Origin of the sequence: Dickeya oryzae (assembly GCF_020406815.2) — a bacterium.
Lineage (GTDB): Bacteria > Pseudomonadota > Gammaproteobacteria > Enterobacterales > Enterobacteriaceae > Dickeya > Dickeya oryzae.
The window spans coordinates 2,910,140-2,927,324 of the sequence record NZ_CP162670.1 but is presented as its reverse complement, the minus strand read 5'-3'; the positions used below and the strand labels follow the sequence as shown (position 1 = coordinate 2,927,324).

The window sequence follows — 17,185 nt, the reverse complement described above, 5'->3', positions numbered from 1 at the left end:
CTCAGAAAAAGGCAGAATGGGCGACACTGTACCCGATCAGTTGATAAGGGTTAAGAAAATGTTCTTTTTTGATCCCGTTCGGTGAAAAAATTGCGCTCTGTTTTCCATAAATCGCCGTTTAATGCCTGTTGGGGCCAGAAGTTTCTTGCTACTGCCGTCATGTGAGAGGAAAATTTACCCTCGTTTCTCAACGGATGATTCCTAGGCATTTCTGGTGTTATATCCGTTATGGTTTTTCATCTTGAGGACGTGGTTTATCACTGAAGTGGGTCGATGTTGTCTAAACGGTGACCTATTATGATGAACCATTCTTTTCTCAAGTTGTCGGAAAGCTAACTTATCCATTAATATGGGTTTTAGTTGATTTAGGCACACATACAGGGGGAGATGTGCTGGTTAATAAATTTAGGGTTAAGCAGCGTGTTGCTAATCTTCGCTGGGTTTCAGCGGCGGTCATGTTGTCTTTGACATCATTGCACGCCTGGGCTTTTTCCATTGATGATGTGGCGCAAAAGGCGGAAAAGCTGGCTGAAAAGGGCTATGAAGCACCAAAGAGCAATCTTCCTGCCCAGTTTCGTGACATGAAATTTGCTGATTATCAGCAGATTCGCTTCAACCAGGACAAATCCTACTGGAATTCAGACCCAACGCCTTTCAAACTGCAGTTCTACCATCAAGGTATGTATTTTGACATTCCGGTCAAAATCAACGAAGTGACTGCCACTGAAGTCAACGAAATCAAATACTCTACGGATTACTTCGATTTTGGCTCGGTCAACCATGACCCGGCGACCGTGAAAGATCTGGGCTTTGCTGGCTTCAAGGTACTTTACCCAATTAATAAAGCGGATAAGAACGATGAAATCCTCAGCATGCTGGGGGCGAGTTATTTCCGTATCGTTGGTAAAGGGCAGGTGTATGGGTTGTCTGCCCGTGGGTTGGCTATCGACACGGCATTGCCTTCCGGTGAAGAGTTCCCACGTTTTCGCGAATTCTGGATTGAGCATCCGAAACCGGAAGACAAACATCTGGTGATCTATGCATTGCTGGATTCTCCGCGTTCTGTTGGTGCTTACCGGTTTGTGCTTTATCCAGGCAGTGACAGCATGATGGACGTGGAAGCCAAAGTCTATCTGCGTGATAAAGTGGGTAAATTGGGCATAGCGCCGTTGACCAGTATGTTCCTGTTTGGGCCAAACCAGCCGTCGCCGACGCTGAACTACCGTCCGGCGCTGCATGATTCCGACGGTCTGTCGATCCATGCCGGTAATGGTGAGTGGATCTGGCGTCCGCTGAATAATCCCAAACATTTGTCGGTCAGCACCTATACCATTGAAAACCCGAAAGGCTTTGGTCTGCTGCAACGCGGCCGTAACTTCTCCGGTTATGAAGACCTGGACGACCGTTATGACCTGCGCCCAAGCGGCTGGGTTGAAACCAAAGGCGACTGGGGTAAAGGCAAAGTTGAATTGGTAGAAATTCCGACTGCGGATGAAACCAATGACAATATTGTCGCTTTCTGGACACCGGAAAATCTGCCAGAGAAAGGCAAGCCGTTGGAAATGAAGTACCGCCTGCATTTCACACGGGATGAAGAAGCACTGCATTCTCCGGAACAGGCTTATGTCATGCAGACCATGCGTTCGACGGGTGACGTGAAACAGTCTAACCTGATTCGTCAGCCAGATGGCACCATCGCATTCCTGGTTGATTTTGTCGGCGGCAAGATGAAGGATCTGGATCCGAATACGCCGGTCGCATCGCAAGCCAGTATTGGCGACAACGGCGAAATTGTGGAAAACAGTGTTCGCTATAATCCGGTAACGCATGGCTGGCGTCTGACACTGCGTCTGAAAGTGAAGGACAACAAGCAGCCGACGGAAATGCGAGCAGCGTTGGTCAATGGTGATACCACATTGACTGAAACCTGGAGCTATCAGCTGCCTGCTAATGAATAAATCAACGACTTCCCTCGAGTATATCGAGAAATTGCCTCTGCCTGCCGGGCAGGCAGAGGCCCTTCGCGAGACGCTGTCTTCGTCTCAGGAGCTGTCTTCCTTACATCAGTCACTGTCTGATGGTTCTGTCGTCAATATGCAGTCGCCGGACGATATTCCGCTGGTTTCTGTACCGCGCCGTCTGGAAATGGCGTGGGAGGACGGGCTCAATGGCGGTAAGCAACTGGGCAAAGACCGTGAAGGTCGCACCGCATTACAGGCTATGCCGCGTATTACCCGTGCTTCTATGTTCCCTGATGCCTGGCAGACGAACCCAATGGTGCGCTGGTGGGATACTTTCAAAGGACGCACCAAACCTCCTCGTCATCAATACAAGACGGCAGAGGAAAACGAAGCGGAAAACCGCTGGCGTAAGGTGGGGACGCTGCGTCGTTATATCCTGTTGGTGCTCACTCTGTTCCAGACAGCGATTGCTACCTGGTATATGAAGACCATTCTTCCTTATCAGGGATGGGCCTTGATCGATCCGTTTGCGATGATCCATCAGGATGTCTGGCGCACTGTCATGCAATTGCTGCCTTACGTGCTGCAAAGCGGAATATTGATCCTGTTTGCGATTCTGTTCTGCTGGGTCTCCGCCGGTTTCTGGACGGCGCTGATGGGTTTCCTGCAGTTGCTCATCGGTAAGGATAAATACAGTATCTCGTCGACAGTCACCGGGAATGAACCGTTAAATCCGGCACATCGCACGGCATTGATTATGCCTATCTGCAATGAGGACGTAGAACGCGTTTTCGCAGGGTTGCGGGCGACCTATGAGTCGGTGGCGGCTACCGGTGATCTGGATCATTTTGATATTTATGTCCTCAGTGACAGTAATGATCCGGATATTTGCATCGCGGAACAAAAAGCGTGGATGGATTTATGCCGGGAAGTCGACGGTGCGGGTCGTATCTTCTATCGTCGCCGTCGTCGCCGTGTGAAGCGTAAGAGTGGCAACATCGATGACTTCTGCCGTCGCTGGGGTAGCCAGTACAGCTATATGGTGGTGCTGGATGCCGACAGTGTGATGAGCGGCGAGTGCTTAACATCACTGGTTCGGTTGATGGAAGCCAATCCAAACGCTGGGATTATCCAGTCCGCACCGCGTGCATCGGGTATGGATACACTGTATGCCCGCTGCCAGCAGTTTGCTACCCGTGTGTATGGGCCACTGTTCACTGCCGGTCTGCATTTCTGGCAGTTAGGTGAATCCCATTATTGGGGGCATAACGCCATCATCCGTGTGAAACCCTTCATCGAGCATTGTGCGCTGGCGCCGTTGCCGGGCGAAGGCTCTTTTGCCGGTTCGATCCTGTCACATGACTTTGTCGAAGCCGCGTTGATGCGTCGTGCCGGGTGGGGCGTCTGGATCGCGTATGATTTACCGGGCAGTTATGAAGAGCTACCGCCTAACCTACTGGACGAGTTGAAACGTGATCGTCGCTGGTGTCACGGTAACCTGATGAACTTCCGCCTGTTTCTGGTCAAAGGCATGCACCCGGTACATCGGGCGGTATTTTTGACGGGGGTGATGTCTTACCTGTCCGCGCCGTTGTGGTTCATGTTCCTGGCGCTGTCTACGGCATTGCAGGTGGTACATACGCTGATGGAGCCGCAGTATTTCCTGCAGCCCCGCCAGTTGTTCCCGGTGTGGCCGCAGTGGCGTCCGGAACTGGCGATCGCCTTGTTCTCGACAACACTGGTGTTGCTGTTCCTGCCCAAGCTGCTGAGTGTCATTCTGGTTTGTGCCAAGGGTGCTAAGGCGTACGGCGGTTCGATAAGGCTGTGTTCTTCACTGCTGATTGAAATGCTGTTTTCTGTCTTACTGGCGCCGGTGCGTATGTTGTTCCATACCGTATTCGTGGTCAGCGCATTTCTGGGGTGGTCAGTACAATGGAAATCGCCACAGCGTGATGATGACGCAACGCCCTGGAGCGAAGCCTTCACCCGTCATGGTTCTCAGTTATTGCTGGGGCTGGTATGGGCTGGCGGCATGGCATGGCTGGATTTGCGCTTCCTGTGGTGGCTCGGACCAATCGTGTTCTCACTGATCCTCTCACCGCTGGTCTCTGTATTGTCCAGTCGAGCCAGCCTCGGTTTGGCTTGTAAGCGTGGCAAGTTGCTACTTATTCCGGAAGAATCTACTCCTCCGCGAGAGCTGGTGGCGACCGACGAATACTTCCGTCGTAATCGTGAGCGCAAGCTGGAACATGGCTTTATGCATGCGGTGTTTGATCCGTCCGTCAATGCGCTGGCCAGTGCTATGGCAACAGCACGTCATTGCCTGAGTAAGCCGATTGAGGATATGCGTGAACAGCGCGTGAATGACGCACTGCATCGTAACCCTCATGAGGTTGATGGTAATTTGCGTCTGGCATTGATTAGCGATCCGGTGACATTGGCTCGATTGCATCATCGAGTCTGGAGTCAGTCTGATGCGTACAGCAACTGGCGAAACCATTACCAGACGCTTGCTGCACCGGTGATTAAAAGCGAATAAACCCGCATAAGTCAGTGAAAAAGCAACGGCTAGTCCGTTGCTTTTTTTATGCCTATCGCATGTCCACACGCGATACCAGGCAGCTATTCCTGGCAGCACTATTCTGCTTCGGATAACGCTTCCCGGTTGGATTTCCGGCGCAACGAGAGCCATGAGTAGAACGCATTGATCATCACAACGCTGGCTGTTACCAGAAATACGGCCCTGAACCCAAAACTTGCGGAAACGCTGGCACCTAACAGCGGCCCCGTCACGTTACCGACATCGCGGAATGACTGGTTATAGCTGAATATTCGCCCGGCAACCTGATGAGAAGAGTGATAGATAAGCAACGTTTGCACGGCGGGCAGTAACGCGCCGTCAGCCGCACCTAGCAGGAAACGTAATGCTGCCAGTTGCCAGGGTGATTGCACGAATGCCATGGGGATCAGTAGTAATACTGACAGTATCAGCATGGCAACCAGAATCCGCTCCGGGCCAATTTTGTCGCCAAGTTTTCCCAACCGGGGGGCGCTCAGGAGTGCTGAGACACCGGGAATAGCCGCAATCACACCACTGATAAACGCCAGATTGTCGGTTTGGCCTGCCAGCTCGCGTACATACAGGGTCAATATCGGTGCAACGGAGCCGGTTGCCACCTGAATGATAAGCGTAGTAACGAACAAACTCATTACCAGATGGGGATTTTTCAGAGAAACCATGACCTGACGCCCGCTAAGCATGTCTTTTTTCCTGACAGGCTCAATGCGCTCGCGAATGAAAAAGAGCGTAACCAGAAAGCAGATAAACAACACTACGGCGGTAATGAAAAAAACGGGACGCAAACCGAAGGTATCGGCCAGATAGCCGCCGAGTAGCGGGCCAAGCAGTGCGCCACCAACCGCGCCGGTAGACAAGGTTCCCAGTGCCCAGCCACTGCGATTACGAGGCACTTGTGTGGCGATCAGGGCATTGGCATTCGGCACAAATCCGCCCAAAACGCCTAATGCGGCTCTGAGTAACAGAAACTGCCAGATATTCTGCACCAGGCCCATTAACGCCATCACTATCGCCATCCCCAGGGCGGAGCGTAGTAGCATCAGTTTTCGCCCTTTGCGGTCGGCAAGGCGTCCCCAGAAAGGCGAAGCGATCGCAGAAAATAGAAACGTGATGCTGAACACTACACCTGACCAGAGATTGAGCGCCTCATGACCCTGTATGCCCAGTTGTTCGACGTAAAGTGAAAGAAAAGGCATGACCAGGCTGAAGGCCGCCCCGGTAAAGAAACATCCCAACCAGGCAATGTAGAGGTTGCGTTTCCAGTCAATCGGAGCGGTATCATCCATAGTGTTTCCCTGGCTGGCCGTATGCCAGCACATGATTCAAAAAGCGCTTAATAGAGCGAAGGTTCCCCGTCAGGGCGTGTTTTAAAACGGCGATGCAACCACATGTACTGGTCCGGTGCCAGCAGGATGTTTTCTTCAATCAGCTTATTCATCCAGGCTGCGGTGGTTGTCTCATTCTCCAATGGGATATCCAGTTGGGCTGGGCGAATGAGCAGCTCATAGCCTTTTCCATCCGGCAAACGACGGGGGACGAATGGCACAATAACGGGTTTTGCTGCACGGGCTAGCATATAACTACCGACCGTCGTTGCGGCGTTTTTAACAGCAAAAAAAGGAACAAATACGCTGCTGCGTGGACCATAGTCGTGATCAGGGGCGTACCAGATAATCTCGCCTTGTTTCAGCGCACGGATCATGCCCTTAACGTCTTTTCGGTCCAGCATGGATTTGTTAGAACGCATTCTTCCCCATGTTTGCAGCCAGTCGATCAATTTGTTGTCGTTAGGCCGATAAACACCGATACCGGCGTTTTGTATACCAAAGATGCGAGCCCCTAATTCCAGCGTAAGGAAATGCAGACCAATCAGTAACACACCGCGTTGTTGTTCTCGCAGTGGCTGCATGTGTTCTAGTCCGGTTACCGTAAACCAGCGCTCCACTCGCCAGTCTGGCCAGAACCAGGCCATCCCCGTCTCCATGACGCCCATCCCGACGGATTCAAAATTTTTCTTAACCAGCGCCTTTCGCTCCTCAGTTGGCATATCCGGGAAGCAAAGTTGCAAATTACGATGTGCGATCGCGACGCGGCGTTTCAGTATACGCATTGACAGTCTTCCCAACCCCGTACCGATGCGATAGATGAGAGGATAAGGTAACAGGACCACCAGATAGAGTAGCGCGATGCCTGTCCAGGTCGGCCAGTAGCGTGGGTGTAGCAGCGAGCGATTGAAGGCGGGGATTTGAGTCATAGCGTTAGTATTAAAAAACGGCGAATAACACGCCGACGGTTAATGGAGTTCTTTGCGTTTTCCAACCGAGCAGCCAAAGGCGACATTCTTAAGAAGAAAACACACGTGTGTTTTTTATCCGCAAATTCAACACGGTATTTATCATAGCATCTGTGAAATACGGATTTTAACGTTTGATGACATTAGGGTGGGATCGGCATCATGCCTGTGATCCCCGCACGGTGACGGCGGGGATATGGCGGTCAGGAGGTGAACAAACCTTTGGCGTAGTGAGGTTCACAGCGCCAGAACTGCGGAGGAACGGTGACGTTTTCTTTCAGTCGGATCGCGGCATGCCATGGCCAGCGAGGGTTAAACAGCATGGCTCGGGCAAGGGCCACCGCGTCCGCTTCTTCGGTTGCAAGAATAGCTTCCGCCTGCTCTGGCTCCGTAATTAAGCCGACGGCAATCGTTACCAGCCCCGTTTCCTGGCGAATTTTTTGTGCGAAAGGCACCTGATAGTTGGGCGCGGGCTGGATGTGCTGCAATGGCGATAGCCCACCGCTGGAAACATGAATATAGTCGCATCCCAGTTGGCGCAATACGTGACCAAGTTCAATGGATTGTGCCAAATCCCAGCCACCTTCAACGGCATCCGTGGCGGAAATGCGAACACCGACTGCTTTATGCGGTGGAAACACCTCTCGTACCGCCATATAAACCTCACGCAGTAACCGCATCCGATTGGTCAGTGAACCACCGTATTCGTCGTCACGCTGGTTGGAGAGAGGCGAGAGAAACTGGTGCAACAGATAACCGTGTGCCGCATGGATTTCTATCAAATCGAATCCCAGTCGGTCTGCCCGTTTGGCTGAAGCGGCGAAGGCATCAATCAGGTTTTTGATTTGATCATGGCTCATGGCGACCGGCACGGTGTCATCAGGGGCATAAGGCAATGCCGAGGGCGCGACGGTTTGCCAGCCACCTTGTGTGGGAGACAGGAAGGCCCGGTTAGCCCAAGGGGCGTCGGTTGATGCCTTTCGGCCGGCATGGCCGAGTTGAATACCCAACGGGATAGTGGAGTGCTGACGGATTCCCCGGATGACGGGGGCTAAAGCACGCTCGGTATCGTCATCCCATAGGCCGAGATCATGTGGTGAGATGCGTCCTTCCGGCGCCACGGCGGTGGCTTCAAGAATCAGTAAGCCCGCGCCGGAATGCGACAACGTGCCCAGGTGCATCATGTGCCACTCTGTGGCTTTGCCGTCTTTTGCGGAGTACTGACACATGGGGGCGATGATAATACGGTTTGGTAGCGTCAGGTTTCCCAGTGCCAATGGACTGAACAGCTTGCTCATGAAAATAACCCCTTATCTGAGAGAGATTCAGCACACCATGCCAGAGTGTGGCTGAAATCCTGATTTCACATTCCGATATCCCCGTCGTTCACTGACAGCATGCTATCCCTCCTGTATGATGCGACGGAAATTTATTGGTTACGCAACATCGCGTTCATATCATCTTAACGCCATTCACCTCAATAAAAACAGGACAGTACACCATGCCAGTGTTACATAACCGTGTTTCCAATGAGGAACTGAAAGCGCGTATGCTCGCTGAAACCGAGCCGCGAACGACAGTGTCCTTTTACAAATATTTTCAACTGGATGAACCACAAGCCTTTCGTGACGCACTGTATATCGCGTTTGATAAGGCTCGGGTCTTCGGCCGCGTTTATATCGCCCGTGAGGGGATCAATGCGCAGATAAGCGTCCCCGCCAGTCGATTTGAGGATTTCCGTACCGCGTTGTATAGCGCGCATCCGGCACTCAACGGCGTTCGTTTGAATATTGCACTGGAAGATGACGGCAAGTCATTTTGGGTATTACGGATGAAAGTGCGGGATCGCATTGTGGCCGATGGGATTGACGATGCCAGTTTCGACCCAACACGGGTAGGGCAGTATCTCAAAGCGGAAGAGGTTAACCGGATGGCCGATGACCCCGACACCTTGTTCGTGGATATGCGTAATCATTACGAATATGAGGTTGGTCATTTTGAAAACGCGCTCGAAGTGCCTTCCGATACATTTCGTGAGCAATTGCCGATGGCCGTCGATATGCTGGCAAACGTACGTGACAAGAATATTGTGATGTATTGCACTGGCGGGATTCGCTGCGAAAAAGCCAGTGCCTATATGCTTCATCATGGTTTCAGGAATGTTTACCATGTTGAGGGCGGTATTATTGAGTATGTCCGTCAGGCTAAATCCCGCGGGCTGCCGCTGAAATTTATCGGTAAGAATTTCGTGTTTGACGAACGGATGGGTGAGCGGGTATCCGATGATGTGATTGCGCATTGCCATCAATGTGGGGAGCCTTGTGATACCCACGTCAATTGCAAAAATCAGGGATGCCATTTGTTGTTCATTCAATGCCCGACATGCGCAGAAAAATATGCGGGTTGCTGTAGCAGCGCGTGTCAGGAAGAAACACAACTGCCGCTTGAAGAGCAACGTCTGCGCCGCAAGAATCGTGAAATCAGCATGAAGATTTTTAACAAATCGAAGGGGTTGCTGAACACCACATTGGGGATTCCAGCACCGGAAAAAGAACCCAGAAAAGACAAATAATCAGATTGAAAATAAGCGCAGGGCTCGTAAGAGCCCTGCGTCAGCGATTATTTCTGACGAACACCTTCGATAGAGATAATCAATTCTACTTCCTGAGACGCTGGGCCGAGATCGGTTGTGATATTGAAGTCTTTTAGCGCCAGTTTACCTTTCGCCTCAAAACCAGCACGATACCCGCCCCAGGGGTCGTCACCCTTGCCCATCAGTTTGGCGTCCAGCGTTAAGGGTTTGGTGACACCGTGTAATGTTAAATTACCGGTGATTTTTAATATATCCCCGTCTTTCTGAACGCTGGTCGAGGTAAATGTTGACTGAGGGTATTTGTCGGCATTTAACAATTCAGCACTACGAATGTGTTTGTCGCGTTCTGCCTGATTGGTATCCACACTGTTGGTATTAACAGTAACATTCACTTTATCTGCTGCAGGGTTATTTTCGTCGAACGTAAATGTCCCGTCGAAGTCTTTGAATGAACCGTAAATCCAGCTATATCCCAGATGTTGAATCCGAAATTGAATAAACGCATGTTGCTCTTTCTTATCAATTTGATAATCGGCAGCAGAGGCCGAGCTGGTCCAGGAGAACAGAGACGCCAGGGTGACACCCAGCAGAAGCGTTTTTTTCAGCATTGGTATTTTTCCTTAAATTCCCAAATAAATTAATCAACATGTCGACCTGACATGCGTTTTAACGTTACATCACGATCAATAAAATGATGTTTTAGTGCCGCCAGTGCATGTAAAACCGATAAAATGACAACTGACCAGGCCAGATATAAATGAATCTTCCCGGCGCTATCCGCCTGGTTTTGAATGCCACTTAACGTTGCAGGCACGGAGAACCAGCCAAAAACAGAAATGGCCTGGCCTTCAGCCGTGGAAATCAGATAGCCACTAATAAGAATGCTAAATAACAACAAATACAGGAAAACATGCGCTGCTGTAGCGCCGATGCGGGTTAATGTTGAATAACTTGACAACGCCGGGGGCGGTGGAGAAAGCCAGCGCCATATAACGCGAAAAAGCAGGGTAAGAAACAGCAGTATGCCTATTCCCTTGTGTATTTCCGGCGCATTGTGATACCAGGGGTTGTAATATCCCAGTGTGACCATCCACAGTCCTAAGGCAAACATACCATACACTGTTATGGCGCTGGCCCAGTGCAGGAGTACACTGATATATCCATATCGGGTTGATGTATTACGCCAAACCATTATTGAAGTCCTTATCATTTACTGACAACTGTTACAGGAACATAACTATACGGAATCGTAAAATCAATATAAAAATGTCATATCCAAATCGGTTAAATTGTATTTCAGTAGTTTTGAGTGTGTGTTGGAATTTTTATTCGAATGTTTTGTTTTAGTTGGGTTTGTTATTTTTCTTTTTGATTTATTTTTTAATAAATAAAGCGGATTTATCTTAAAGTGGTTTGTCTATTTTTTGATTTTTTTATTTCAATTATTCTTTTAAAGAAGAAATCAAAATATGAATCATTGTGGTTGGGGTAATAACGGTAGGACACCGCTCAGGGAGCGGTGTCCGGATGGTGAATAATAATGGTGAATGAGGCTAAATATAAAAAGCGTTAATGCTTAAGGTAGTCGGTCAGTTGGCAGTCTTTGGATTCAATTTTGGCAATGCCAGCCTCCAGGATAAAGATGAGCTGTTTTGCCACATCGGTGGTCAACCATAATGTGCGATCAACCTGGGCTTCGTCCGGCGCCTGGTCCGCCGTAGCGAGGTAATGCAGACGGATCATCATCGCGTCATAACTGTCAACGGTACTGATATCCCAACCCACAAGCGGGTGCGTTTGAATGATCTCATTTTTTCTGTCCATAAATACCCCTTATTGACTAGTTACTACCGTGAGTGACTAAACGAGGTTTAAGACGGCTCTTGTAGCTGAGCAATATCAGTATATCTCTGTCGGATTCATTTATGGAAATTAAATGTAAAAAAAACTCAAGTGGATGTTTCGATTAATTATCCAGCAAAATGAGCGCTGTGATTTGAACAAAAATAGTACAGTGCGTTAATGTAAGACGGCGAGGTAGTACGACATCTTACCGAAGAAACGAAAAGGTCAGACGAGATGTCTGACCATTGGGTAACCTGTGCGGATAGAAAAAGGAGATTACTCGCTTTGAACAAACCAGTCGTCAGCGCTTTCCCAAGTCTCCTGCAGGATTTCCGATATTCTCTCTCTGTCGTCTTTACTGCCGCCCAAAACGCTCAGGTTATTCGAGGCGGCATAACGAATGCTCACTGGGGTATCTGGGTAAATGTCATGCACCCGATGGCTCAACTCATGGGTTAATGCCTCAAGTGCGCCAGTAGGCAGTAGGGTGGTTTTTGCAATAGTCAGTTCAATACGCATGGTTGCCTCCTTTTTACTGTAATTTTATACAGTAAAAAAGAAAAGGCAACAACATGGATAAAAAATAACAACATAGACAAAATGTAGATCGCGCGTCCTTTATTACATGGCCGCGCGTCAACCACTATCAGGCGACAGACCAGTTGAGGCTCTGTCCGGCGAGGAATGGAATAATGCATTCTTCACCTGTCACGATTTCTTCGGGGAATTGCACCGGCTGGCGGCGTAATTCCAGCGTCTCTTCATTGACCGGCAATCCATAAAAACGTGGGCCATTCAGTGAACAGAATGCTTCCAGTTTATCCAGGGCGTTCAGCTCTTCAAAGACTGTGGCGTAAGCGCTTAATGAAGCCTGGGCGTTGAAAACACCGGCACAGCCACAGGATGACTCTTTACGGTGTTTCGCGTGGGGTGCAGAGTCTGTGCCAAGGAAAAATTTCTCACTACCTGAGGCAACGGCTTCGCGTAAGGCCTGCTGGTGAATGTTACGTTTTAGGATAGGCAGGCAGTACAAGTGTGGGCGAATACCACCGACTAGCATATGGTTACGGTTAAACATCAGATGCTGCGGGGTAATAGTCGCGGCGACGAAGCGATCGGCCGCTTGCACATACTGGGCGGCTTCGCGGGTGGTGATATGCTCAAATACCACCTTTAGTTCTGGGAATTGCTTGCGCAGCGGCTCCATGACTTGCTCGATAAAGCGAGCTTCGCGATCGAAAATATCGACTTGTGGGTCGGTGACTTCACCATGAACCAACAGCGGCATGCCCAGTTTCTGCATCGACTCCAGTATTGGGTAGATGGTTTTGATATCTGAGACACCATGGCTGGAGTTCGTGGTGGCATGGGCTGGGTACAGTTTGGCGGCAGTAAAAACGCCTTGCTGGTAGCCGGAGATAATTTCGTTTTTATCCAGTGATTCTGTCAGATAACAGGTCATCAGCGGCTGGAAGGTGTCGCCAGCCGGTACGGCAGACAGGATCCGTTGCCGGTACGCCTCTGCCTGGGCCACACTGGTAATAGGTGGTGTCAGATTCGGCATGACGATAGCTCGGGCGAACAGGCTGCTGGTGTAAGGCAGCACGGCTTTGAGCATCTCGTCATCACGCAGATGAAGGTGCCAGTCGTCAGGGCGACGAATCTTCAGAATAGTCGGCAAAGGGGTCATGAAACGCTCCGCGATCAGTAAATAACGCCCCTGAAGCAGGGGGAAATACGGCGGGGAATAAGCATAAGCGGAAAGCGCAGCGAATGCATCCGTTCGTTGTGAAAAGGTTGAAATTAGCTTGTTATTGGCGTTTTATGGGTGAATATTCAATCTGTTGCTATATCAATGGAGTATTGTGATGGAAATTCGTATCGTTGCCAGTGTTCAGGCCAAGCCGGAATTTATCAATGAGGTTGCCGCTGCGGTTCGCCAGGTCGTTGCACCGAGCCGTCAGGAAGAGGGTAATTTGCAGTATGAATTGCATGAAGAGTTGAACAAAAGCGGCTCGTTCGTATTTTTTGAGCGCTGGAAGAGTCAGCAGGCCATCAGTGAACATGAGCTGACCGCACATTTTCAGGCGCTTGTCGCTCAGCTGGAGGGCAAGGTAGAGCGCATGGATATTAAATTATTGCAGCCAGTAGCGTAAAAAAATGCCCGTCATACAGACGGGCATCGAATCAGAATAAGCACCTGCGTTAGCAAGGTGCTTTTTTCTCTTATTGAGTCCACAAGACTCTTTATTCCACAGGACGAGTTGCCGGGGCACTGGCCTGATTAACGGCAGAGTGACCGCCAGCAGAGCCTTTGCCTGTGAACTCAAACGCTGGGCGTTGCCAGTTGCTGACACGCGGCGCATCCGGAATATAAGTCGGTGCGGGTGCACGTGTCATCGGTGCCGTGGCGTAATGCTGGTGAGGCTGAGCCGTCACGGTGGTATCAACGGGTGCAGAAGCAGACACTGGTTCCTGAGCGATAGGGGCTGGTATCACGTCTACGGCAGCATGAATCACCGGCGCTGGTTCGGCAGGTTGAGCATCCACGGATTCATCACCGCTGGCTGTCGTGGCGTTATCGGCAACGACGGCAGTTGGTGTTTCTTCAACGTGCTCGACTTCAATGTGCTCTACGACTTCAACGTGCTCTACAACAGGCGCAGCCGGCTCCTCAACTTGCGGTGTCGGCTCTTCTACTTCCAGAGGCGCTGTAGCTGCCTGCTGTACAGTGCTTTCGACGGTTTGAGTAGCTGGTGCAGCTAAGGCTTCATCCTGCTGCGCTGATGCGAGGACCGGCACCGCGGTCGGATTCTCCTCGACTGGGGTGCTGGCAGGCGCTGAATCCAGAGCAGTTGTGACGTTCGGTGTAGTGATATCCGGTGTCGTGACATCGGGTAACGCGGTCAGGGCAGTTGCCAGCGCGGGTGCGGCAGACAGTTGCTCATCGGCCGGCGTGTTCAGATCTTCTACACGTTCTGGTTGCTGTGGCTGCGCAACCGGATAACGAACCCAGACTTTACCTGAAGCCATTTCCGGTGAGGCCGACGCTTGTGCCAGCGGCATCGGCGACTGTGCAGGGTAACGCTCATCGCGGTAACGACGACGACGCTGACCACTGACGCGCAGATGGCGAGGTGAGCGGCGAGAACGACGTGGCAGGCCGTTTTCACGGTTACTTTCGGTTGCTACCTCGTTTTCCGTATTGGTAATGTCGGTGGCCGAGGTGGCTGATTCCGGCGCTTTTTCTACCGTTGATTCCTGCACGTAGGATACCGCCACAGGTAACGCGTCAACATTCTCTACCGTCTGCTCTCCAGCAGCGCTACCATCTTCCACCCTTACTTTTTGGGGCAACTGACGACGTTGACGACGCGGCATCACCTGTACCGGTTTTTCCTGTTCGGCAGCAACGGTGTCTTCTGCTTCAACGGCAGCCGTATTCAGCTCTTTAACGTCATTCTGCGCCTGGCGTTTTTCTTCCTGACGGCGACGTTGGCGTTCAGCGCGTTGTTCGCGGCGTTGTTCATCACGTACCGCCTTATCCTGCACTGATGTCTCTGCTACTGCGGTAGTATCGACGTCGGCATTTTGTTGCTGTGAACGTTTGTTACGGCGCTGCTCATCGCGCTCACGCGGTTCGCGATTATCACGGGGACGATCACGTCGACCGGACTGACGGCGATTGTTCCGACGATCCTGCTTCTGCTCCTGCTCATCAGACTCGGTTTTCGCTGCTTCAGCCGGTTTATCTTTAACGGCGTCAGAAGAGGAGAACATCCCTTTCAGCGCACCAATAAATCGACCAAACAACCCGCGCTCGGAAGCGGCCTGTTTTTCCACGCTCGGGGTCGGGGTGACGGGAGCGGGTTGGGCTTCCTCTGGTGAAATGTCCGTCATGGTGAAGGAGGCCAGAGCCGGTTGCTCCGGAGCCCGGCGCTCAGAAACCTGTTCTTCCGTTGCCTGCTGGGCTTCAGCTTCCAGCAACTGAGGTAACATATAGCTTAGGGTCTGTTTTTCCTCACCTTTACGGATACGCAGTACGGCGTAGTGCGGCGTTTCCATACCGTCATGCGGGACGATAATGGCGCGTACACCGCCCTGACGTTTTTCAATCGCGTTGACGGCTTCACGTTTTTCGTTGAGCAGATAAGACGCGATAGGCACCGGTACAATCGCATGCACCTCTTTGGTGTTTTCTTTCAGCGCCTCTTCTTCAATCAATCGCAGGATAGACAGCGACAGCGATTCGTTGTCACGAATCGTGCCGGTACCATTACAGCGAGGGCAGACATGATGGCTGGATTCACCCAGTGAAGGGCTCAGACGCTGACGAGACATCTCCAGCAAACCAAAGCGGGAAATGCGGCCAATCTGAATACGGGCACGGTCCTGGCGGACGGCTTCACGCAGGCGGTTTTCCACTTCGCGTTGATGGCGAACTGGCGTCATGTCGATGAAGTCGATAACGATCAAACCACCCAGGTCACGCAAACGTAACTGGCGGGCAATTTCATCGGCGGCTTCCAGGTTGGTGTTAAACGCAGTTTCTTCAATATCGCCGCCGCGTGTTGCCCGGGCGGAGTTGATATCGATAGCGGTCAACGCTTCGGTGGTATCGATGACGATAGAGCCGCCAGATGGCAGACGCACTTCACGCTGGAAGGCGGACTCAATTTGCGACTCAATCTGATAATGGCTGAACAGCGGAATTTCACCAGTATACAGCTTTATTTTACTGCTGAAATCCGGGCGGCCCAGCGCAGCGATATGCTCTTTGGCCAATTCCAGAATTTTGGGGTTATCGATCAGGATTTCGCCGATATCCGGGCGCAGGTAATCACGAAACGCGCGGACAATCACATTGCTTTCCTGATGAATCAGGAATGGGGCTGAGCGGCCTTCTGCTGCTTTTTTGATAGCCTCCCAGTGTTTCAGACGAAACGCCAGGTCCCACTGTAATGCGTCGGCGGATTTACCCACCCCGGCAGTACGGACGATAAGGCCCATACCATCCGGCAGTTCCAGTGAGCCAAGCGCTTCTTTCAATTCGGTACGGTCATCCCCCTCAATACGGCGGGAAATGCCGCCAGCGCGGGGGTTATTTGGCATCAGCACCAGATAGCTGCCGGCCAGACTGATGAACGTCGTTAAGGCAGCACCTTTGTTGCCGCGCTCTTCTTTGTCCACCTGAACGATAACTTCCTGGCCTTCACGGAGCACGTCTTTGATATTCGGCCGACCGTGAGAGTTGTAATTGCTGGGGAAGTATTCGCGTGCGATTTCTTTGAGGGGAAGGAAGCCATGTCGCTCTGCGCCATAATCAACAAAAGCGGCTTCAAGGCTGGGTTCAATGCGGGTGATTTTGCCTTTGTAAATGTTTGCCTTTTTCTGCTCGTGTCCAGGGCTTTCAATATCCAGATCGTAGAGCCGCTGACCATCAACCAAGGCAACACGCAACTCTTCCTGCTGAGTTGCGTTAATCAACATTCTTTTCATCGTACTTAACTCGTTATTTTTACTTGCATTATTGATAGAGCTGCGGATGAACGCGGTGCATGACCGGAGGGGACCGATGGCCTCGTGTCTTATCGCAGGGGCGTCAACCTCACGGTTGTCGCCTGCATAGAGGCGCATGTTTCGGTAGCCTGTATTTCCTGATGGAATACAGCACGTTTACTGCGGGAACAGCTTCTGAAAATAGGTTGCCAGATCTGATTCCATATGCCGGCCAAGCTGCAAACCACAGCTCGCTAACTGCCTGATTATTCAATACGTCTTACGCCATTGCTGCGTTTATGAGTAATCAGACAAATATAATAATTCCGCAATTTCCCTTGTTTTACCGGAAATCAGCACGGAAAGCCAAAGCATTATTCCATTGCTGACACGTCGATAGCAAGGTGACTTTGCCT

At 51.1% G+C, this 17,185-nt stretch carries 13 protein-coding genes; 4 read left to right on the top strand and 9 right to left on the bottom strand.

Annotation, left to right across the window (positions count from 1 at the left end; translation table 11 throughout):
• Positions 1 to 389 precede the first annotated feature (389 nt).
• Positions 390 to 1,958, top strand: a complete 1,569-nt coding sequence (locus tag LF929_RS12895) for a glucan biosynthesis protein G (RefSeq protein ID WP_038903939.1) — start codon at positions 390 to 392, stop codon at positions 1,956 to 1,958.
• Positions 1,951 to 4,500, top strand: coding sequence for a glucans biosynthesis glucosyltransferase MdoH (mdoH, locus tag LF929_RS12890; RefSeq protein ID WP_210174271.1), 2,550 nt, complete (start codon positions 1,951 to 1,953; stop codon positions 4,498 to 4,500). Before LF929_RS12895 ends, mdoH begins: the two co-directional genes overlap by 8 nt.
• A 98-nt stretch (positions 4,501 to 4,598) precedes the next feature.
• On the opposite strand, the gene mdtG is transcribed toward mdoH, so the two are convergent.
• The 3 genes from mdtG to LF929_RS12875 form a co-directional block, all read right to left on the bottom strand.
• Positions 4,599 to 5,825: a multidrug efflux MFS transporter MdtG gene (gene mdtG, locus LF929_RS12885; protein ID WP_210176392.1), complete on the bottom strand. Its 1,227-nt coding sequence runs from the start codon at positions 5,823 to 5,825 to the stop codon at positions 4,599 to 4,601.
• A 47-nt stretch (positions 5,826 to 5,872) separates the two neighbouring features.
• Positions 5,873 to 6,793 carry a Kdo(2)-lipid IV(A) acyltransferase gene (locus tag LF929_RS12880; RefSeq protein ID WP_226092943.1) on the bottom strand — a complete coding sequence of 307 codons (921 nt, stop codon included), beginning with the start codon at positions 6,791 to 6,793 and terminating at the stop codon, positions 5,873 to 5,875.
• Positions 6,794 to 7,035: 242 nt separating this feature from the next.
• Positions 7,036 to 8,130, bottom strand: coding sequence for an NADH:flavin oxidoreductase/NADH oxidase (locus LF929_RS12875; RefSeq protein WP_038903944.1), 1,095 nt, complete (start codon positions 8,128 to 8,130; stop codon positions 7,036 to 7,038).
• Between the two features lie 203 nt (positions 8,131 to 8,333).
• Here LF929_RS12875 and LF929_RS12870 point away from each other — a divergent pair, with 203 nt between their 5' ends.
• Positions 8,334 to 9,404: a rhodanese-related sulfurtransferase gene (locus tag LF929_RS12870; protein ID WP_226092942.1), complete on the top strand. Its 1,071-nt coding sequence runs from the start codon at positions 8,334 to 8,336 to the stop codon at positions 9,402 to 9,404.
• 47 nt (positions 9,405 to 9,451) lie between these two features.
• On the opposite strand, the gene LF929_RS12865 is transcribed toward LF929_RS12870, so the two are convergent.
• The 5 genes from LF929_RS12865 to pyrC all read right to left on the bottom strand — a co-directional run bounded on the left by LF929_RS12865 (position 9,452) and on the right by pyrC (position 12,960).
• The gene (locus tag LF929_RS12865; protein ID WP_038909521.1) at positions 9,452 to 10,030 is read right to left on the bottom strand and encodes a YceI family protein; all 579 of its coding nucleotides are present in this window, start codon (positions 10,028 to 10,030) and stop codon (positions 9,452 to 9,454) included.
• A gap of 32 nt (positions 10,031 to 10,062) precedes the next feature.
• On the bottom strand, positions 10,063 to 10,617 hold the full coding sequence (locus LF929_RS12860) for a cytochrome b (RefSeq protein ID WP_038907588.1): 555 nt from the start codon (positions 10,615 to 10,617) through the stop codon (positions 10,063 to 10,065).
• 377 nt (positions 10,618 to 10,994) lie between these two features.
• Positions 10,995 to 11,249, bottom strand: a complete 255-nt coding sequence (gene bssS, locus LF929_RS12855) for a biofilm formation regulator BssS (RefSeq protein WP_038903949.1) — start codon at positions 11,247 to 11,249, stop codon at positions 10,995 to 10,997.
• 297 nt (positions 11,250 to 11,546) lie between these two features.
• Positions 11,547 to 11,789 (bottom strand): DNA damage-inducible protein I, encoded by a 243-nt coding sequence (gene dinI, locus LF929_RS12850; RefSeq protein WP_038903950.1) that lies wholly within the window; start codon positions 11,787 to 11,789, stop codon positions 11,547 to 11,549.
• A gap of 127 nt (positions 11,790 to 11,916) precedes the next feature.
• Positions 11,917 to 12,960, bottom strand: coding sequence for a dihydroorotase (gene pyrC, locus LF929_RS12845; RefSeq protein WP_210174274.1), 1,044 nt, complete (start codon positions 12,958 to 12,960; stop codon positions 11,917 to 11,919).
• Between the two features lie 178 nt (positions 12,961 to 13,138).
• Here pyrC and LF929_RS12840 point away from each other — a divergent pair, with 178 nt between their 5' ends.
• Positions 13,139 to 13,426 carry a putative quinol monooxygenase gene (locus LF929_RS12840; RefSeq protein WP_038907591.1) on the top strand — a complete coding sequence of 96 codons (288 nt, stop codon included), beginning with the start codon at positions 13,139 to 13,141 and terminating at the stop codon, positions 13,424 to 13,426.
• A 91-nt stretch (positions 13,427 to 13,517) separates the two neighbouring features.
• Here LF929_RS12840 and rne read toward each other — a convergent pair whose 3' ends face one another.
• Positions 13,518 to 16,769, bottom strand: coding sequence for a ribonuclease E (rne, locus tag LF929_RS12835; protein WP_210174275.1), 3,252 nt, complete (start codon positions 16,767 to 16,769; stop codon positions 13,518 to 13,520).
• Between the last annotated feature and the right edge of the window lie 416 nt (positions 16,770 to 17,185).

Bases quoted from the DNA above. Each gene is read 5' to 3' on its own strand.
- LF929_RS12860 (WP_038907588.1), bottom strand. From the start codon at position 10,617: ATGGTTTGGCGTAATACATCAACCCGATATGGATATATCAGTGTACTC.
- LF929_RS12875 (WP_038903944.1), bottom strand. From the start codon at position 8,130: ATGAGCAAGCTGTTCAGTCCATTGGCACTGGGAAACCTGACGCTACCA.
- LF929_RS12870 (WP_226092942.1), top strand. From the start codon at position 8,334: ATGCCAGTGTTACATAACCGTGTTTCCAATGAGGAACTGAAAGCGCGT.
- dinI (WP_038903950.1), bottom strand. From the start codon at position 11,789: ATGCGTATTGAACTGACTATTGCAAAAACCACCCTACTGCCTACTGGC.
- rne (WP_210174275.1), bottom strand. From the start codon at position 16,769: ATGAAAAGAATGTTGATTAACGCAACTCAGCAGGAAGAGTTGCGTGTT.
- pyrC (WP_210174274.1), bottom strand. From the start codon at position 12,960: ATGACCCCTTTGCCGACTATTCTGAAGATTCGTCGCCCTGACGACTGG.
- LF929_RS12880 (WP_226092943.1), bottom strand. From the start codon at position 6,793: ATGACTCAAATCCCCGCCTTCAATCGCTCGCTGCTACACCCACGCTAC.
- bssS (WP_038903949.1), bottom strand. From the start codon at position 11,249: ATGGACAGAAAAAATGAGATCATTCAAACGCACCCGCTTGTGGGTTGG.
- mdtG (WP_210176392.1), bottom strand. From the start codon at position 5,825: ATGGATGATACCGCTCCGATTGACTGGAAACGCAACCTCTACATTGCC.
- mdoH (WP_210174271.1), top strand. From the start codon at position 1,951: ATGAATAAATCAACGACTTCCCTCGAGTATATCGAGAAATTGCCTCTG.
- LF929_RS12840 (WP_038907591.1), top strand. From the start codon at position 13,139: ATGGAAATTCGTATCGTTGCCAGTGTTCAGGCCAAGCCGGAATTTATC.